Annotated in this window: 8 protein-coding genes; 6 read left to right on the forward strand and 2 right to left on the reverse strand. The window is 76.6% G+C overall.

Annotation, left to right across the window (positions count from 1 at the left end; genetic code table 11):
- The 3 genes from ABZW03_RS18675 to mfd form a co-directional block, all read left to right on the forward strand.
- On the forward strand, nucleotides 1-1,081 hold a 1,081-nt coding region (locus tag ABZW03_RS18675; protein WP_355259003.1), incomplete at its 5' end, for an SUKH-4 family immunity protein.
- A 265-nt stretch (nucleotides 1,082-1,346) separates the two neighbouring features.
- A complete protein-coding gene (locus ABZW03_RS18680) occupies nucleotides 1,347-2,753 on the forward strand; it encodes a hypothetical protein (RefSeq protein ID WP_355259006.1) in 1,407 nt (468 codons plus the stop codon).
- Nucleotides 2,754-3,480: 727 nt separating this feature from the next.
- Nucleotides 3,481-7,110 (forward strand): transcription-repair coupling factor, encoded by a 3,630-nt coding sequence (gene mfd / locus ABZW03_RS18685; protein ID WP_355259009.1) that lies wholly within the window; start codon nucleotides 3,481-3,483, stop codon nucleotides 7,108-7,110.
- Nucleotides 7,111-7,249: 139 nt separating this feature from the next.
- Here mfd and ABZW03_RS18690 read toward each other — a convergent pair whose 3' ends face one another.
- Nucleotides 7,250-7,894, reverse strand: a complete 645-nt coding sequence (locus ABZW03_RS18690) for a DUF4352 domain-containing protein (RefSeq protein WP_355259011.1) — start codon at nucleotides 7,892-7,894, stop codon at nucleotides 7,250-7,252.
- Nucleotides 7,895-8,115: 221 nt separating this feature from the next.
- Here ABZW03_RS18690 and ABZW03_RS18695 point away from each other — a divergent pair, with 221 nt between their 5' ends.
- The 3 genes from ABZW03_RS18695 to ABZW03_RS18705 all read left to right on the forward strand — a co-directional run bounded on the left by ABZW03_RS18695 (nucleotide 8,116) and on the right by ABZW03_RS18705 (nucleotide 13,317).
- Complete coding sequence (locus ABZW03_RS18695; protein WP_355259014.1) at nucleotides 8,116-10,305, forward strand: N-6 DNA methylase; 2,190 nt, start codon at nucleotides 8,116-8,118, stop codon at nucleotides 10,303-10,305.
- A 709-nt stretch (nucleotides 10,306-11,014) separates the two neighbouring features.
- A complete protein-coding gene (locus ABZW03_RS18700; protein ID WP_355259017.1) occupies nucleotides 11,015-11,683 on the forward strand; it encodes a hypothetical protein in 669 nt (222 codons plus the stop codon).
- Complete coding sequence (locus ABZW03_RS18705) at nucleotides 11,680-13,317, forward strand: serine/threonine-protein kinase (protein ID WP_355259020.1); 1,638 nt, start codon at nucleotides 11,680-11,682, stop codon at nucleotides 13,315-13,317. Before ABZW03_RS18700 ends, ABZW03_RS18705 begins: the two co-directional genes overlap by 4 nt.
- 5 nt (nucleotides 13,318-13,322) lie before the next feature.
- On the opposite strand, the gene ABZW03_RS18710 is transcribed toward ABZW03_RS18705, so the two are convergent.
- Nucleotides 13,323-19,299: tetratricopeptide repeat protein (locus tag ABZW03_RS18710; RefSeq protein ID WP_355259023.1), on the reverse strand; the 5,977-nt coding region annotated here is incomplete at its 5' end.

The raw sequence follows: 19,299 nt of genomic DNA on the forward strand, positions 1-19,299 counted from the left end.
CCCCGCCGCGCCCGCGGCCGGCTACGGCTACCCGAACGCGGGCGGCCCCGCCGGGGTCGTCCCGCCGGCGGTGCCCGGCTCGCCGCAGCCCGCGCAGGTGCCCCCGGGCGTGCCCGTGGTCGGCCCGGGCTACTTCGCCGCGCTCAGCTACCGGGGCCCGGACGGCTCGGAGCAGAAGCTGCTGCACCGGAGCGAGCCCGGCACCCCGCACCCGGAGTGGAAGATCCTCCAGGACCTGCGCCGGCTCAACGTGCCGCCGGAGCAGGTGCTGGAGCTCTACACCGAGCTGGAGTCCTGCGACCTGCCGGGCGGCTACTGCAACCGCATGATCGCCGCGTCCTGGCCCAACGTCCGGCTCACCCACACCGCCCCGTACGGCCGGGACCACGCCTCCCGGCAGGCCGGGATGGCCGAGCTGCTCGACCACCTGGACGAGCTGCACCAGCTGGCCTCTGGCGCCCAGCGGGTCCGCCCGTTCCGGGTGCCGCTGCCCGCGCCCGGGACGGTCCAGGCGCTGCCGCCGCTCCCGCCGCAGCAGTTGGCCCAGGAGGTGGGCGCCGCCTTCGGGCCGAACCTGTTCCGCTACGAGCAGCGCGCCGTCTCCCGCCAGGGCGTGCCCGAGCCGGTGTCCCAGACCCTGATGTGGGCCGGGCTGCCGCGCGACTTCGGGCCGTTCTTCTGGGCGCAGGCGCAGGAGGGCCGGCCGATCCCGACGCTCGCCGAGCTGGCCGCCGAGCGCGGCCTCGGCGCGGGCCCGGACTTCGGCGGCTACCTGGTGCTGGGCAACGACTACGGCCGCCAGCTGTGCGTCCAGTACGGCACCGCGCACGTGGTGGCCGTGGACATCGATGGAACCGGCCAGCCGCCCCGGTTCGTCAACAGCGGTGTACCGGAGTTCGTCCGCTCGCTGGCCCTGCTGGGCCGGATGTGGCGGCTGCGGTACGGGCTGACGCCGGACCAGGCCGGTCGCTGGACGACCGACTTCCAGGCCCAGCTCGCCGCGATCGACCCGGCGGCCCTGCAGAACGCGGACACGTGGTGGGCCGTGCTGCTGGAGCAGTTCTGGGACGGCCTGCTGTAGCGGTCCGTCTCCGATCCTCGCAGGTGGGAGGGGTCGTTCCGGTGTCCGGAACGACCCCTTCGGCATGCCGTCGCAGCTGTGCCTCGTTGGGGTTTCGCCCGGATCTGCGCAAAATAGGTCAAGAGGATGGGTCTATTCGTCCGGTCCTCGACACGTTCCGGTCCGTACGACGACGGAATCCGGCCCCGGTCTCCGAACCGGTTCCGGATCCGTCCGTTCCGTCCGATCATGGGCTCCGCAGCCCGCGAAACGAGGGGAAGAGCCCATGAGCGACGCCGTCCCCCAGTACGGCTTCACCCAGGCCCGCCGTGGCTACGCGCCCGAGCAGGTCGACCGAGCCCTCGCCGCCCTCACCGCGCAGCGTGACGAGGCGTGGGAGCGGCTGAGCGTCCTGGGCGCCGGCATCCGGCAGATGGAGGCCCGGCTGGCCGACATCCGCCGGACCGCCGAGGAGGCCCCGGACCCCGACTACCAGGTGCTCAGCGAGCAGGCCGCCGGACTGGCCGCGATGGCCGAGAACGAGGCGCGCGCCGTCCGGGAGAAGGCCGAGCGCTTCGCCGAGGACCTGCGCGACGAGGTCTACGAGGCCGGGCAGGCGGCCGACCGGGCCGCCAGGGAGTACAGCGCCACGACCCGCGCCGACGCCGACGCGGCCGCCCGCCGCACCGAGGAGCGGACCAGGGCCGAGGCCGAGGGCATCCGGGCCGACGCCGACCGGGAGAGCCGTTCCGTCCGGGACGCCGCCACCGCCTACGCCGCCAAGGTGCGGGTGGCCGCCGCCGAGGCCGGCGAGCAGGCCGAGGCCGAGCTGGCCGCCCGGCGCCGCAAGGCCGACGAGACCTTCGCCGCCGCCCAGGCCGAGGCCGACGCCGAGGACGCCGAGGTCTCGGCGACCGCCGAGCGCCGGGTCAGGGAGGCGGAGCAGCAGCGGGAGACGGTGCTCAACCGGATCAAGCAGCTGGAGGCGGACGCCCAGGCCAAGGCCGACCAGCTGATCGAGCAGGCCCGCCGGGAGGCCGAGGAGATCAACGCGGCGAGCGAGCGCGAGCAGCGCGAGTTCGACACCCGGCTGGAGACGGTGCAGCAGCACCTGGACCACATCAAGGGCACGCTGGCCTCGCTCACCGGGGCGGCGGTCGGCCAGATCGAGCCCGAGGCGGCGGCCGCGGCCGCCGAGGACTCCGCCGAGGCCGCGGGGACCGCGTCGACCCCTGCTTCGACCGCCTCGACGGCCCCGACCGCTTCGACGCCCGCTCCGCGGGAGGCGGTCGCGGACGCCGTCGTCGACGCCGTGCCGGTGGACTCGGAGGCGGACACCGGGGAGATCCCGGTGGCGAACCTGCGCAAGGCCCTGGCCCCCGCGGCCCCGGCCCCCGGCCAGGAGAAGTCGACGACGGTGCTGCGCACGCCGGTGGTCGGCAGCAGCGCCACCAAGGCCATCGGCGGGCCGGTGGCGACCGGCCCGGTGCCGCCGAAGCCGGCCTCGCCGCCGGCCGAGGAGATGGTCGACGGGCAGCCGGTCGACGGGCAGCCGGCCGCCGGGCGGACGGCCGACGGGAAGGGCGCCGAGACGTCGTCGGAGGCCGCGACCCGGATCGTCCCGAAGATCATCATCGTGGACGACGGCAGCGACTACGCGACCCCCCACACGGTGAGCTACCGCCGCCGCTGACCGGCCGCCCGAGCCCGCGTGCCGAAGGCCCCGACCGCCCCCTCCGCCGGGCGGCCGGGGCCTTCGCCGTGCCGGGCGCGGTCGGGTCCGCGGGCGGCGGGCCGGGAGAACGGGCGGCGGCCGGGGGACAGGACGGCGGCCGGTGGGATAGGACGGCGGCCGGTGGGATAGGACGGCGGCCGGCGGGGTAGGCCCCGGGAACGAAAGAGGCCGAGACCCGTGGCGCCCTCCAGGAAAGGGCGCCACGGTTCCCGGCGCTTGGGCGGGCGCCCCCACCCAGGGTCGCCCGGCCTCGCACCTCCGACCCCCATCGGGGGTGCGACAGTGCCCCCACAGCCATCCCCCACGGTTGGGTGCGGCGGGCACGTTCACCATGGTGCGCGATCTCCATGGACGGCCAGTGACAGGAGTATGTCCAGTTCGTGGCGGAAAGCCGTGCCCGGTTCGGTGCGGCTCCCGGTTGGTTCGTCCACCGGTCGGCCGGTGGTCCGTCCAGTCGTTCGTTCCCGGACGTGCCCCTGACAAACCATGCGGGGTTCATGGCGCGGGTGTCCGGCGGTCCGGCCCCCGCCCCGGCCCCGCCGACGCCGTGGACCGCGTGCCTGTCCGTGCCGCGGCGTAGGCTGGAGACCCCCGGCCGCTCGGCGTGCCGGGCCGTTCGCGTTGCCCCGGCGGGCCTTCGCCGCCCCGGGGCAGCACCAGCCACGGGACGAAGAAGAGACCCCAGATGAGCCTGACCGGACTGCTCGATGTCGTCGCGCGGGACGCGGCGCTCGCCGAGGCGATCGAGGCGGCCACCGCCCCCGGAGCCGCGGCCGGCGGCCGCCGCCACCTGGACCTGGTCGGACCGCCCGCCGCCCGGCCGTTCGCCATCGCCGCGCTGGCCCGCGCGCTCGCCGGGCAGGCCGCCGGGGACCACGGCCGCCCGGTGCTCGCCGTGACCGCGACCGGCCGCGAGGCCGAGGACCTCGCGGCCTCGCTGCGCTCGCTGCTGCCCGCCGACGCCGTCGCCGAGTTCCCGGCCTGGGAGACCCTGCCGCACGAGCGGCTGTCGCCCCGCTCGGACACCGTCGGGCGCCGGCTGGCCGTGCTGCGCCGGATCGTGCACCCGCGGGCGGACGACCCGGCGGCCGGGCCGGTCCAGGTGATCGTCGCCCCGGTCCGCTCGGTGCTCCAGCCGCAGGTCAAGGGGCTCGCCGAGCTGGAGCCGGTGGCCGTCCGGCGCGGCGAGTCGTACGACCTGGAGGAGGTGGCCCGCCGGCTCTCCGCCGCCGCCTACGCGCGCGTCGAACTGGTCGAGAAGCGCGGCGAGTTCGCCGTCCGCGGCGGCATCCTGGACGTCTTCCCGCCGACCGAGGAGCACCCGCTGCGGGTGGAGTTCTGGGGCGACGAGGTCGAGGAGGTCCGGTACTTCAAGGTCGCCGACCAGCGCTCGCTGGAGATCGCCGAGCACGGCCTGTGGGCGCCGCCCTGCCGGGAGCTGCTGCTCACCGACGAGGTGCGGGCCCGGGCCGCCGAGCTGTCCGCCGAGCACCCGGGGCTGGCCGAGATCCTGGACAAGATCGCCGAGGGCATCGCGGTCGAGGGCATGGAGTCGCTGGCGCCGGTGCTGGTGGACGACATGGAGCTGCTGCTGGACGTGCTGCCGCTCGGCTCCGTCGCGGTGGTCTGCGACCCGGAGCGGGTCCGCACCCGGGCCGCCGACCTGGTGGCGACCAGCCAGGAGTTCCTGCACGCCTCCTGGGTCGCGGCCGCCTCGGGCGGGGACCGTCCGATCGACCTGGAGGCCATCGACGTCTCCGCCGCCTCGCTGCGCTCGCTCGCCGAGGTGCGCGAGCACGCCGACGAGATCGGGCTGCCCTGGTGGTCCGTCAGCCCGTTCGCGACCAGTGAGTCGACCGTCGACGGCATCCTGGAGTTCGACGCCAACACGCTGACCCTCGGCATGCACGCCGTCGAGGCCTACCGCGGCGACACCGCCCGGGCGATCGCCGACGCCAAGGAGCGGCTGGCCGCCGACTGGCGGGTCGTCATGGTGACCGAGGGCCACGGCCCGGCCTCCCGGCTCGCCGAGGTGCTGGGCAACGAGGGCATCCCGGCCCGGCTGGTCGCCGACCTCGCCGAGGCGCCCACCCGGGACGTCGTCCACGTCTCCTGCGGCTCGATCGAGCACGGCTTCGTCGACGAGGCCCTGAAGCTCACGGTCATCACCGAGACCGACCTGTCCGGCCAGAAGTCCTCCACCAAGGACATGCGCCGGATGCCCTCGCGCCGCCGCAACGCGATCGACCCGCTGGCGCTCGTCGCCGGCGACTACGTCGTCCACGAGGCGCACGGCGTCGGCAAGTACGTCGAGATGGTGCAGCGCACCGTCCAGGGCGCCACCCGTGAGTACCTGGTGCTGGAGTACGCCCCGGCCAAGCGCGGCCACCCCGGCGACCGGCTGTTCGTGCCGACCGACCAGCTCGACCAGGTCACCAAGTACGTCGGCGGCGAGGCCCCGACGCTGCACCGGCTCGGCGGCGCGGACTGGGCGAAGACCAAGCAGCGGGCCAAGAAGGCGGTCAAGGAGATCGCCGCCGACCTGATCAAGCTGTACTCGGCGCGGATGGCCGCCCCCGGCCACACCTTCGGCCCGGACACCCCCTGGCAGCGGGAACTGGAGGACGCCTTCCCGTACGCGGAGACGCCGGACCAGCTGACCACCATCGCCGAGGTCAAGGCGGACATGGAGAAGTCCGTCCCGATGGACCGGCTGATCTGCGGCGACGTCGGCTACGGCAAGACCGAGATCGCGGTGCGGGCGGCCTTCAAGGCGGTGCAGGACGGCAAGCAGGTGGCGGTGCTGGTGCCGACCACGCTGCTGGTGCAGCAGCACTTCTCGACCTTCGCCGAGCGCTACGCCAACTTCCCGGTGACGGTGAAGGCGCTGTCCCGCTTCCAGACCGACAGCGAGGCCAAGGCCGTCCTGGAGGGGCTGTTCGAGGGCTCGGTGGACGTCGTCATCGGCACCCACCGGCTGTTCTCCTCCGAGACCAGGTTCAAGGACCTCGGCCTGGTCATCGTCGACGAGGAGCAGCGCTTCGGCGTCGAGCACAAGGAGCAGCTGAAGAAGCTGCGGGCCAACGTGGACGTGCTCACCATGTCCGCGACCCCGATCCCGCGCACCCTGGAGATGGCGGTCACCGGCATCCGCGAGATGTCCACCATCACCACCCCGCCGGAGGAGCGGCACCCGGTGCTGACCTTCGTCGGGCCGTACGACGAGAAGCAGATCTCGGCCGCGATCCGGCGTGAACTCCTGCGCGAGGGCCAGGTGTTCTACATCCACAACCGGGTGGAGTCGATCGACAAGGCGGCCGCCCGGCTGAAGGACCTGGTGCCCGAGGCGCGGATCGCCACCGCGCACGGGCAGATGGGGGAGACCCAGCTGGAGAAGGTCGTCGTGGACTTCTGGGAGAAGGAGTTCGACGTCCTGGTGTCGACCACGATCGTGGAGTCCGGCATCGACATCTCCAACGCCAACACCCTGATCGTGGAGCGCGGCGACACCTTCGGCCTCTCCCAGCTGCACCAGCTGCGCGGCCGGGTCGGCCGTGGCCGCGAGCGGGGCTACGCGTACATGCTCTACCCGCCGGAGAAGCCGCTCACCGAGACCGCGCACGAGCGCCTGGCCACCATCGCCCAGCACACCGAGATGGGCGCCGGCATGTACGTCGCGATGAAGGACCTGGAGATCCGCGGCGCGGGCAACCTGCTCGGCGGCGAGCAGTCCGGGCACATCGCGGGCGTCGGCTTCGACCTCTACATGCGGATGGTCGGCGAGGCGGTGGCGGAGTTCCGCGAGTCGCTGGCCAACGGCGGGGAGCCGGAGGAGGAGCCGCTGGAGGTGAAGATCGAGCTGCCGGTCGACGCCCACGTGCCGCACGACTACGCGCCGGGGGAGCGGCTGCGGCTGCAGGCGTACCGCTCGATCGCGGCGGTCAACTCGGAGGAGGACATCCAGCAGGTCCGGGACGAGCTGGTGGACCGCTACGGCAAGCTGCCCGAGCCGGTGGAGAACCTGCTGCTGGTCGCGGCGCTGCGGCTGTACGCCCGGCGGTGCGGGATCTCGGACATCACCCTCCAGGGCTCCAACGTCCGCTTCGGGCCGGTGGAGCTGCGGGAGTCCCAGCAGCTGCGGCTGAACCGGCTCTACCCGCGCAGCCAGGTGAAGGCGGCGGCCCAGCAGCTGCTGGTGCCGCGCCCGAGCACCGGGCGGATCGGCGGCAAGCCGCTGGTCGGGCGGGAACTGCTGGGCTGGTGCACCGAGTTCCTGTCGGCCATGTTCGACGACCTGGCGGGGGCGAAGAAGTAGCGTCCGCCCCCTGGGTGGTGCACGGCGGTCTCGGGCTCCGGCCCGGGGCCGCCGTTTCGTGTGAACGGGGTGCCGGTGGACGGGTACCGACGGACGGGTGCCGGGGGTGTGCCGGCGGTCGCCGCTGTGAACGGACGGGTCAGCCGAGCTTCCACTGGCCGGTCTGCGGGGCGAAGCCGCTGTCGAGGCCGAACTGGGCCTTGTCGAGCTTGGCGTCCTTCGGGACCTCGAAGGTGACGAAGCCGAGGGCGCTCTCGCCGGGGGCGATGTTGGCGGGGACCTGGAAGCTCGGGCCGGCCTTGGTGTTCGCGATCGTGGTGCCGAAGGCCTGGCCCTGGGTGTCCACCACCTTGGCGCTGTTGCCCGGGACGTCGCTGTAGGCCTTCTTGCCGCTCGCCTTGATCCGGAACTGGATCGCGACGAAGCGGTTGCCCTCGGCCGGGTGGGTGAACTCGTCCTCGCCCTCGGCGTTGTCGACCACCTTCACGACCGTCACGTCGGCGGTGTCGGCCGGGTCGTTGCCCTTGAGCCCGATGGTGTCGCCGACCTTGGCGGGGGCCTTCGCGGTGTCGGCCGGCTTGCTCTCGGCGGGCTTGTCGGCGGGCTTGGCGGCCTCGGAGCCGGTGGCGGCCGCGGTCTGCTTCGGCTCCGTCGCGACGGAGGGGCCGCTGGTGGAGCTGCACGCCGTCGCGCCCATGGCGACCAGCGCGGCGCCCAGCAGCAGGGCGGCGGTGCGGTGGGTGGTGCTGCGGCGGACGGCGGTGCGGCGGGCGTTCGCGGACATGGGGTGTCTCCCGGTGATCGGTGGTGATCGTGGTGTTCCCTGCGCCGCCCCCGTTCGGCGGCGACGAGGAGATCACACCACCCGGCCGTGAACCGTGTCAATGGGATTTCACGAAAGATCTCTGTTCACATGTGAACTGCGATCAAGGGGTGCGTCGCTATGCTGTGTGGTCACACCCCCGCCCCCGCTGTGCGGTCGCCGCCCCCACCGAAGGAGCCCCCGTGCCGGACCGTTCCGAAGTGACCGCCGCCGAGATCGCCCGGCTGGCCGGCGTCGGCCGGGCCGCGGTCAGCAACTGGCGCCGCCGCCACCCCGACTTCCCGCGCCCGGTCGGCGGCACCGACACCAGCCCGGCCTTCGCGCTCGACGAGGTCGAGTCCTGGTTGCGCACCCAGGGAAAGATCGCCGAACTCCCCCTGCTGGAGCGGGTCTGGCAGCTCGTCGACACCCTGCGCGACCCGGCCGGCCACCCCGCCGCCCCGCTGGTCGAGGCGGGCGCCCTGCTCCTGCTGCTGCACCGGGAGCCCGGGCGCTGGGCCGAGCTGGCCGACCGGCCGGACACCAGGCTCGCCCTCGCGCTGCCCCGGGCCGTGGCCGGCACCGCCGTGCACGCCTTCGGCCCGGACGGCGCCCGCACCCTCGGCCTCCCCGGCCTGCTCGGCAGCACCCAGCTGGACCTCGCCCGGCTGCTCGCCGGCCTCGCCGCCCAGGCCGGCCCGGCCGGCGCGTACGAGCAGCTGCTCACCCGGTACTCCGAGGCCAACACTCGGCAGCTCAGCCCCACCCCGCCGGAGGCCGCCGACCTGCTCGCCGCCGTCGCCGGCGTCCCCGCCACCGTGCTCGACCCGGCCGTCGGACTCGGCGCCGTCCTGCTCGCCCACCCGCCGACCACCGGCCGCTACGGCCAGGACGCCGACCCGGTCACCGCCGCCCTCGCCCGGCTCCGGCTCGCCCTGCACGCCCCCGCCGACGAGCCCGGTCCGCTCCCGCTCGACCTGCGGGCCGGCGACGCCCTGCGCGCCGACGGCTTCCCCGGCGACACCTTCGAGGCGGTGCTCTGCCAGCCCCCGTACAACGACCGCGACTGGGGCCACGACGAGCTGCAGTTCGACACCCGCTGGCCGGGCGGGCTCGTCCCGCCGCGCGGCGAGTCCGAGCTCGCCTGGGTGCTGCACTGCCTCGCGCACACCCGCCCCGGCGGCCTCGCCGCGCTGCTGCTCCCGCCGACCGTCGCCGCCCGCCGGGCCGGCCGCCGCATCCGGGCCGAGCTGCTCCGCTCCGGCGCGCTGCGGGCCGTCATCGCGCTGCCCGCCGGCGCCGCCCCGCCGTACGGCGTCCCGCTGCACCTGTGGGTGCTGCGCGCGCCCCGGCCGGGGGACGACTTCCGCCAGGTGCTGCTGCTCGACGCCGGGGCGGCGCCCGCCGGGCCGGCCGGGGCCGCCGGGACGCCGACCGCCGAGGGCGGCCGGGACAAGGTCGACTGGGCCGAGCTGCGCCGCACCGTCCTGGACGCCTGGCGCGGCTTCGACCTCGCCGCGCGCGAGGGCCTGCCGGTCCCCGCCGACCGCCCCGGCGTGCACCGGGCGATGGCCGCCATCGACCTGCTCGACGACGAGACCGACCTCTCCCCGGCCCGGCACGTCCCGCCCGCCGCCCCGCTCGGCGGCGCGGCCGAACTCTCCCACCTCGGCGGCCGGCTGGCCGAGCTGCTGGCCGGCCTGCCCGACCCGGCCACCCTGCTGCCGCAGCCGGGGAGCGCGCCCGGCGGGGGGTTCGACGGGGCATCCGGGGCTTCCGGGGCGGCTCCGGTCGGGACGGTCACCATCGGCGAGCTGGTCCGCGGCGGCGCGCTGGAGGTGTACTCCTCCGGCACCGGCACCGGCACCGGCACCACCACCCGGCCGGCCGGTGCGGGGCCGGGCAGCATCCCCGTCGTCACCGACCAGGACCTCGCCACCGGAGCCGCGCCCAGCGCCGTCCTGGCCACCGGCCCCGGCCCGGCCGGGGACGTCCGCACCCGCCCCGGTGACGTCCTGGTCCCCGCCCTCGGCGGCGGCACCGCCCGGGTCGTCCCGGCCGAGGGCCCGCTGGTGGGCGTCGCGCTCGGCCGCCAGCTCCACCTCCTGCGGCCCGACCCGGCCGCCCTCGACCCCGAGTTCCTGGCCGGCCAGTTCCGCTCCACCGCCGGCACCCGGCGCGCCGCCAGCCACGCCACCACGACCGCCCGCCTCGACATCCGCCGGGTCGAACTGCCCCGCCTCCCGCTCCCCGCCCAGCAGTGCCTCGGCGCCGCCTTCGCCCGCCTCGCCGCCTTCGACACCGCCCTCTCCCAGGCCGCCACCCTCGGCCGCAGCCTCGCCCGGGCGGCCACCGACGCCCTGGCGACGGGCAGCTTGCTGCCGCCGGTCTGAGGTCGGGGCGGGTTGGGAGGTGGCTTCGGTTCGGTGGTCGGGTGGTCTTGCCCGGGGCCGCTGTTGGCGCTCTGGCGATCGGCGGTCCGGCGTCGACACTGCCCTTGCCCGGGCCGCCATCCTCGGGCGCGGCGTCGCCCGGGTGGTCGCTGACGCCCTGGCGACGGGCAGCTTGCTGCCGCCGGTCTGAGGTCGGGGCGGGTTGGGAGGCGGCTTCGGTTAGGAGGTCGGGCGGTCTTGCCCGGGGCCGCTGCTGGCGCTCTGGCGATCGGCGGTCCGGCGTCGCCGGTCCGAGGCCGGTGACGGAGGCGGTACGCGCGGGAGGCCGATGTGTCGGTGGTCGGGCGGTCCCGCCTGGGCCGTTGCCGGTGCTCCGGGGACCGGGTTCCTGGTGGTGTCGCGCTGCGGGGGTGTGCAGGGTGATCCGGAGCCGGTGGGGGTGGCGGCGGGTGGGCGAGCGGGCGGTGCCGAGGGCCGGTGCGGTGGCGGGCTGGGCAGTGCCGTCCGGGGTGTCGCCGACGTTCCGGTGACCGGGCGTCCGTTGCCGTCGGCCCGGGGCCGGTTGCGGCGGTGGTTCCGGGTCAGCGGCGGGATCCCGATGCGGCGGCGGCCGGACGGAAGCCCTCCGGAGCGGCCGGGTCGGGCGGTACGGTGTGCGCAACCGTTCGCACCGCCCTCGGTGCCGGTCCTCACCAGCTCAGGAGCGCGCATGTCAGGGCAGTACCCCGGGCAGTTCGGACCGCCGCCCGGCGGAACGCCGTACGGGCCGGGGTACGCGCCCACGCAGGTGGCGGCGGCGGTCGGACCGGCGCCGATTCCCGGGCGGTTCGGGTTGGCCGCGCGGGTGGCGTGCGCGCTGGCCCCGCTGCTCACCTTCGGCCTGCTCGGGGCCGTCCCCTCGCTGCTGCTGGCGGTCCGGCGCCGACGGGCGTACGACATCGCCGGCGCGGTGGTGTTCTGCGCGCTGCTGCTCGCCATGATCGTCGCCGCCGGGATCTCGGGCAGCCTGAAGGACCCGACCGCCGACACCACCGCCTCGATCACGCTGGCCGTGCTGTGGCTCCTGCCGCCCGCGCACTTCCTGGTGCTGGACAGCCGCGCGGTCTGGCTGGCCGGGCCGCCCGCGCCGCAGACCGGACCGAGGACCGCCCCGCACGCCGTCCCGCAGCCCGCCGCGCCGTACGCGGCGACCCTGCCCGGGTACGGGATGCCCGCGCCCACGGCACCGCCCGCGGCACCGCCCGCGGGCCTGCCCACGCCGCCTCCCGCCCTGGCACCCCCGGCAGCCCCCGTGCCCGCCCCCGCCCCCGAGACCGACCACGACCTGCGCGAGCTCGGCGAGTTGCTGCGCCGACAGGCCCGCGAGGACCGGCCGTGACCGCCGCCCGGCTGATCGCCGACCGCTACCGGCTCGAAGAGAAGATCGGCCACGGCGGCATGGGCCAGGTCTGGGCCGGCCAGGACGAACGGCTGCACCGCCCGGTCGCCGTCAAGCTGCTCCGCCCCGAGCACCTGCTCCCCGGCGGCACCGGATCCGGCGGCGAACGGGCCCGCCACGGCGACGAGTTGCGCAGGCGCTTCCTGCGCGAGTGCCGGGTCACGGCCGCGCTGGACCACCCCGGGCTGGTCACCGTCTTCGACGCGGGCGAGGACGAGGGCGAGCTCTACCTCGTCATGCAGCGCGTCCCCGGCGTCAGCCTGGCCGACCTCATCGCCGAGGACGCGCCCTTCCCGATCGAGCGCGCGGCGGCCGTCGCCGCGCAGCTGTGCACCGCGCTGGCCGCCGTCCACGCCATCCCGGTGGTCCACCGCGACCTCAAGCCGAGCAACGTCATGGTCCGCGAGGACGGCCGCACCGTGCTGCTCGACCTCGGCATCGCCACCGCCCTCGACACCGAGACCACCCGGCTCACCCTCACCGGCGTGCCCGTCGGCAGCCCCTCCTACATGGCCCCCGAGCAGGCCCTCGCCGCCACCGCCGACCCGCGCAGCGACCTCTACGCGCTCGGCTGCCTGCTGCACGAGATGCTGGCCGGCGAGGAGCCCTTCCGGGCCCCCACCGCGCTCGGCGTCCTGCGCCGGCACGTCGACGAACCGCCCGTCCCGCTACGGCAGTTGCGCCCCGAGGTGCCGCCGCCGCTGGAGCGGCTGGTGCTCGACCTGCTCGCCAAGCAGCCCGCCGACCGCCCGGCCGACGCCCAGGCCGTGTACGCGCGGCTGCTCCCGCTGCTGCCCCCGGCCGAGGGCGCCCCGCAGCCCCGCTACACCCCGCTGCCGGACCCGGCCCGCCCGTTCCGCTACCCGCACCAGCCGCAGCCGGCCGCCGCGCCGGCCGCCCCGGCACCGGCGGTCCGCTCCGAGCCGCGGCCCTTCCTCATGCCGCCCGCCCCGACGGCACCTCCCGCCGTCCCCACCGGCGCCGCCGGGCCGGACCTCGGCGCCGAGTGCGCCCGGCTCTCCGACCTGGTCGACGCCGGCCGGCACCCCGAGGTGCTCGGCCTGGCCGCCCGACTGCTGCCCCGGGCCGAGGCCGAACTCGGCGACGCCGCGCCCCTGGTGCGCACCATCCGGACCATCTACGCCCGCACCCTGCTGCACGAGGGCCACCCCCAGCAGGCCCTGCCCGAGTACCGCCGCCTCGCCGCCACCGCCGACGGCGGCCCGCACGGCCCCCAGGGCCTCGACCACCGCTACCGCGCCGCCCTCTGCCTCGACCGGCTCGGCCACGGCGCCGAGGCCCTCGCCGAGTACCGGGCACTGCTCACCGCCCACACCGCCCGCCTCGAATCCGGCCTCGACACCGACCCCGAGCGCGCCTACGACCTCCGCGAACGCATCGGCCTCCACCTCGCCGCCACCGGGGACCCGCAGAACGCCTGGCAGTGGCTGCTCCCGCTGCTCCTCGACCGCGAACGCCGCGACGGCCCCCACCACCCGGCCGTCCGCCGGCTCCGCCAGTCCCTCTCCACCCTCACCCCCGCCGCCACCCCCTGGCCCCCGGCGCCGCGCTGACCCGACTACTCCTCGGCCGAGGCAGCCTCCAGCACCTCGGCCTCCCGCCGGGCGGCCGCCGCCTCGGCCGGGGCCGCCCCGGCCGTGGGGAGCAGGCCGGACAGGTCGCGCAGGGCCTCGGCGAGGTCGGCGGTGTACCCCGGGCCCTGCCGGACCAGACCGCGGAGCACGTCGACCCGCCGGCGCGCCGACGCGAGGGCGTCGGCCGGCCGGTCGAGGTCCCGGAGGGTCGCGACCCGGACCCCCAGGGCCCAGGCGAGGAACGGCTGCTCCTCCGCCGGTACGTCCCGGGCCCGCCCGCCGACCAGGGCGATCGCCTCCTCGACGGCGGCCAGCGCCGACTGCGGCTGCCCCGTCCCGGCGAGCAGGTACGCCAGGTTGCCGAGCGCGTGGGCGAGATCGGTGCGGTGCGCCTCGGGGCTCGCCCGGTGGAGCTCCCGGTAGGTCCGCACCGCCCGGTCGAGGAGCGGCACCGCCTCCTCGGGCCGGCCGTGGTCGTCCAGCCGGATCGCCAGCAGTTCGCCGGCCTCGGCGTACGCCCGGTCGTGCGCGCCCGGGGCCTGCTCGGCCAGCCGGGCGAGCACCCGGACGCGTTCCGCGGCCGCGTCCAGGGCCTCGTCCTGCGCCCCGACCGCGGTGAGCCGCTGGTCCAGGGTCTGCAGCGCCCAGCCGAGGCCCGGCAGTCCGGCCTCCGGGTCGTGGGCGACGAGTTCGCGGAACCGGGCCACGGCGGTCCTGGCGGCCGCCAGCGCCTCCTCCGTCCGGCCCGCCTCGCCGAGCCGCAGCGCCAGGTCGTCGAGGGCGTCCGCGAGGGCGGCGGCGTGCTCGGGCGCCCCCGTGCCGGCGGGGCCCTCCAGCAGGGCGACGGCCTCCTCGCAGGCCGCGACCGACTCGGTGAACCGTTCGACGCCGGACAGCAGCCGGCCGTGGTACTGCAGGGCTGCGGCGAGCCGGTCGGTGAAGCGTGCCCCGTCCCGGCCGACGGCCTCCCGCAGCACGGCGACGTGCGCGGCGGTGACGGGCAGGGCGTCGGCGGACCGGCCCACGTACACCAGGTCGTCGGTGAGTTCGCCGAGGGCGTCCAGCCGCGCCGTCAGGTACTCGTCGTCGGTGGACGGGCCGGGGGGCGTGCGGCCGACGGTCTCCAGTGCCAGCGCGGACAGCTCGTCGCCGAGCCCGTGCGTGGTGAGCCGGTCGGCGAGCATCCGCACGGCGTGGTGGAGGGTGGCCAGGTGGGCCGCCGGATCGTGATCGCTCAGCCGCCGGAGCACGGCGACCCGTTCCCGGAACGCGTCGAGCGCGTCCGCCGGACGGCCCGCCTCCTCCAGCCGGAGGGCCGCGGTGGACAGGGCCCAGGCGAGGCCGGGGCCGTGCCCCGGGAGGTCCGGGCGGGCGAGGTCCCGGCCCAGGGCGACGGCCTCCAGGGCGGCCGCCAGGGCTTCGGCGGGCCGGTCGAGCCGGGACAGGTAGCTCGCGAGGTCGTCCAGGGCGTCGGCGAGCGCGGCCCGGTGCCGGACGGGGCCGTCGGCGGCGGGCCGCAGCAGGGCGATCCGTTCCTCGGTGGCCGCCACGGCCTCCGCGAACCGGTCGTCCCGGTTCAGCAGCCTGGCGATCGGGGAGAGGATCGTGGTCAGGAGTTCGTCGGGCTGCTCGTCGGGCGGCGGCCCGAGCTCCCGGAACATCGCGGCGGCCTCCTGGGCGGCCGCGAGCGCCTCCGCCTCCCGGCCCAGCTCGATCAGGGCGAAGGCCAGGTCGCCCAGGGCCCGGGCGAGCGTGCGCCGGTGCTCGGCCGGGTCGGCGGCGGCGAGCACCCGGAGCAGGTCGACCCGCTCCGTCATGACGGCGACGGCCCCCTCGTACTGACCGGTCGTGGTCAGCTGACGGCCGAGGGCGCGCAGCGCGGTGGTGAGATCCGGCAGGTCCGCGCCGGGGGGCCGGTCCTCGGCGTCCCGTTCCTCGGCGTCCCGTTCCTCGGCGGCCCGGGCGACGGCGGCCCGGGCGATGGCCACGGCCTCGCCGGCCGCCTCGAGGGCGTCCGCGTAGTGGCCGAGCGAGACGAGCAGGTCGGACAGCTGGGCGAGCGCGTCGACCAGGTCACCCGTGTACGTGGCCGGATCGGCGTCGGCCAGCGGCCGCAGCAGGGCGATGCCCTCCTCGGCGGCGGCGAGCGCCTCCGCTTCGCGCCCCGCCTCCGCGAAGCGCCGCTGGAGGGTGTTCAGCGTCCTGGCGAGGCCGGGCCGGTGGGTGTCGGCGTCCCGGGTGAGCCGGCGGTACAGGTCGACGGCCTCCAGGGCCGCGGTCAGGGCCTCGTCCTCCCGGTCCGCCACCGCGAGGCCCAGGGCGAGGATGTTGAGGGCCGCGGCGAGTTGCGGCAGGTGCCCGTCCGGGTCGGCCGCGGCGAGTTCCCGCAGGAGCGCCACCGACTCCTCCGCGGTCGGGACGGCGTCCGAGCCGCGGTCGGCCTGGACGAGCGAGTGGTGGAGGCTGTTCAGGGCCCAGGACAGACTGATCCGGGCGTCGTGCCCGTCCGCCGCGGCGAGGAGCCGGTGGAGGTCCACCGCCTCCCGGCCCACCGGGATCGCGTCCTCGTAACGGCCCACCTCGTTGTGACGGATGGCCAGGTCCAGCAGCGCGTCGGCGAGGTCGGACCGGTGGCCCTCCGGGTCGGGCAGCCCGCGCAGGACGGCGACCTGCCGGGCCGAGACGTCGACGGCCTCCTCGTGCCGGCCCAGCGAGGCGAGGGAACGCCCGAGCACGCCCAGGACCGCGGCCAGGCTCTCGGGGCTGTCGAACTCCTGGTACAGCTCGACGGCCTCCGCGGCCGCCGTGACGACGGGTTCGAACTCGCGGCCCCGGCTGAGCAGGGTCGCCAGGCTGAACAGCGCGTCGGCGAGCTCGGGGCCGTAGGTGTCGCGGTTCTCCGCCAGCAGGCCGCGGACCAGGTCGACCCGTTCCGCGGCGACCGCGACGGCCTCGGGGACGTCGCCGTTCCGGGCGAGGACGATGGCCAGGATGTCCTGGGTCCAGGAGAGCAGGGAGCGGTCCGCCAGTCCGTGGGCGAGCGCGACCGCCTCGCGGGCGGCCGCCGAGGCGGCGGAGGTCCGGTCGACGTGCGAGTGCTCCAGGGCGAGCTGGCCCAGGGCGTCCACGAGTTCGGGCCGGAAGGCGGCCGGGTCGATGACGACGAGGTCGCGCACCAGGGCCACCCGTTCCTCGTCGACGGCGGCCGCCTCCTCGTGCCGCTCCGTCCGGTGCAGGGCCTGGTCGAGGACGCGCAGCACCCGGCTCAGGGCGGCGCCGTGGGAGAGGAGGTCGGTCTCGGTGAGTTCGCGCAGCAGCCCGGCGGCCTCCGTCGCGGCGGTGGTCGCCTCCTCGGCGCGGTCGACGGTGAGGAGCCGGTCGGCCAGGGTCTCCAGCGCTTCGGCCAGGGTGCGCCGGAGCTGTCCTCCGGGGTTGGCGGTCGCCCTCAGGGCGCGGACGCGCTCCTCGGCGGCGGCGACGGCCTCCTCCGGGCGGTCGGCCAGGGCCAGCAGGCGGCCGTGGGTGTTCAGGCTCCAGGCGAGGTCGCCGCTCAGCTCCGGTGCGGCGGCGGCCAGCTGGCGCAGCACCGCCACGGACTCCCCGGAGGCGGCCAGTGCCTCGGGCAGCCGGTCCGACGGCAGCCAGATCGCCAGGTCGTCGAGGGCGTCGGCGAGTTCGAGGCTCACGAGCTCGCCCGCCTCGGCCAGCGCGCGGAGCAGGGCGACGCGTTCGAGGGCCGCGTCCACGGCCTCGTCCGCCCGGCCGACGGTGAGCAGGACGGTGCCCAGGATCCCGAGCGCCGAGGCGTGGGCCTGCGAGGGGGGAGCGCCCGCGGCGGCCAGCCGGCGGTGGTGGTCGAGGCACTCCTCGGCCGGGGCGAGGGCCTCGTCGTACCGGTCGGCGCCGAGGAGTTCCTCGGCCAGGTCGCCCAACGCGAGGGCGAGCGCCGTCCGCTGCCCGTCGTCCGTCGCGGGCGCGCGGCGCAGCTCCGCGACGGCCGCCGCCAGCTCGGCGATCGTCTCCTCGGTCGCTCCGGCCTGGGCCGTGCGGACGCGGAGGGTCTGCAGGGTGCGCTCGATCGGCGGGGCCAGCGCGGCGCGGTCGGCCTCGTCCAGCTCCTCGTACGCGGCGACGGCCCGGCGGTCCGCGTCCTGGGCGGCCCGGGAGGCGTCCGCGGCGCGCAGCCGGTTGCCCAGGGTGAGCAGGGCCTCGACGCGCCGCGGGGCGAGCGGGCTCCCGGGCTCTCCGACGAGCCCGTCCAGCAGCTCGGCGCACTCCTCGGCGGCGGCCAGCGCGTCGCCGACGCGGTCGGCGAGCGCGAGGCGGGAGCCGAGCTGGTCCAGGGCCCAGGCCAGCCCCCGCCGGTAGTCCGCGGGGAACCGCTCGGCCAGGTCGCGGGCGGCGTCGCGGATCCGGGACCAGTCCTCGATCGACGCGTGGGGCGCGGCCAGTGCCAGGAGTTCGAGAGGCGCCTCCGGCCGCCGCGGGTCGATCCGCCGCTCCCGGTCCAGCAGGCTCCTGACCTCGGCGGTGAAGCGGTCGGCGGCCGGGGCCGGTGCCGGCGCCGGTGCGGGGCCCGCGGGCCGTTCCGGCGTCCCGGGGCGCTCCTGCGGCACGTCCACCGGCGGGAGGCCGAGGGCGATCCGGAGCGGGTCGGAGAGCAGGGCGAACGGGACGTCGCCGCAGGGCGGCCGCAGCCAGGCGGGGAAGTGGGCGGAGCGGCCGGCCAGCCGTTCGAGCTGGCGGGAGACGTGCTCGTTGCAGTCCAGGAGCTGGTCGAGCGACAGGAGGTCGAGCAGCGCGTCGGTCGCCCCGGGGTCGACGGAGAAGCGCAGGTGCGGGGTGTCGGCGGGGTCGGCGCCGTCCCCGGCCGGGTGGTGCAGCGGCCCGCCCAGGACGACCTCGGCGAGCGCGGCCGTGTTGTCGGGGCCGTTGGCGTAGGCGTTGATCAGCTGCATGACCGGCATGGTCACGGTGCCCCGGGCCGCGAGGTGGGCGGCCAGCCGGCGGGCCTCCGGCGAGGCCGTGCGCAGGAAGTGGGCGAGCCGGTCGGCGGGGTCGGTGCGGGCGGGCTCCGGCGGTTCGGCGGAGCCGGACCACAGGTGCTGGAGCGCCGGGCGGCCGGGGACGGTGGTGGTCTGCACCCAGGCGGTCAGCGAGGCGGGCGTGAGGGCCAGCACGGGGATGGCCATCTGCCCGTCGTAGGGCGCGAGTTCGGGCGGCAGGACCGGGTCCGTGGTGCGCCAGGTGCTGTTGGGCCGGCCGGCCGCCGGGGCGGCGGTCTGCCACGGGGTGGTGGTGATGCCGCTGCCGGGCCACAGGCGCCGCGGCAGGGCGTGCACGATCGCGGTCGGTCCCTGCTCGGCCCAGGCGTGCAGCAGCGGGGCCATCCGGCCGTCGGCCCAGAGCGCGGAGCTGCCGTCACTGACGACCAGGACCATGGTGCGCTCGGCGGCGGAGGTGATGCCGAGCGGGCTGAGGACGGCCTCGGTCGGGCCGCCGCGGTGCCGGGTGAGGACCGGCCGCCGCTCCGGCTCGGACCAGTGCAGGCCGAAGCGGTCGATCCGGCGGAACGCGCCGGTGCGTTCGAGCAGCGCGCGCAGGGCGCCGATCTGGTCCTCCCACACCTGCATCGCGAGGCCCCGTTCGACCACCAGCGCGAGGCGCAGCCACGGTTCCTGCTGGGGCCGCAGCACGCCCTGGAGCAGTCCGGTCTGGGCGATGGCCTCGGTGGTGGCCACCTCGTCGAGTTCGAAGCGGGAGGCGCTGGGGGTACGGCGCTTGAGCGGGCGCAGGGCCCGGCCGAGGGCGAGCGTGTCGGGCAGAGCCCGGGGCGCGGGGGCGCTGACGGCGCCGCCGCGCGGTGGTGCGGCCGGGACGGTGCCGTCCGCGGCGCCCGCTCCGGGCCCCGGGTCGGCCGGGCGGCGGCGGTCGCCGCCGTGCGGTGGTTCGGTGGCGTGC

It is taken from the genome of Kitasatospora sp. NPDC004799 (assembly GCF_040609095.1).
GTDB lineage: Bacteria > Actinomycetota > Actinomycetes > Streptomycetales > Streptomycetaceae > Kitasatospora.

Bases quoted from the DNA above. Each gene is read 5' to 3' on its own strand.
- ABZW03_RS18700 (WP_355259017.1), top strand. From the start codon at position 11,015: ATGTCAGGGCAGTACCCCGGGCAGTTCGGACCGCCGCCCGGCGGAACG.
- ABZW03_RS18690 (WP_355259011.1), bottom strand. From the start codon at position 7,894: ATGTCCGCGAACGCCCGCCGCACCGCCGTCCGCCGCAGCACCACCCAC.
- ABZW03_RS18680 (WP_355259006.1), top strand. From the start codon at position 1,347: ATGAGCGACGCCGTCCCCCAGTACGGCTTCACCCAGGCCCGCCGTGGC.
- mfd (WP_355259009.1), top strand. From the start codon at position 3,481: ATGAGCCTGACCGGACTGCTCGATGTCGTCGCGCGGGACGCGGCGCTC.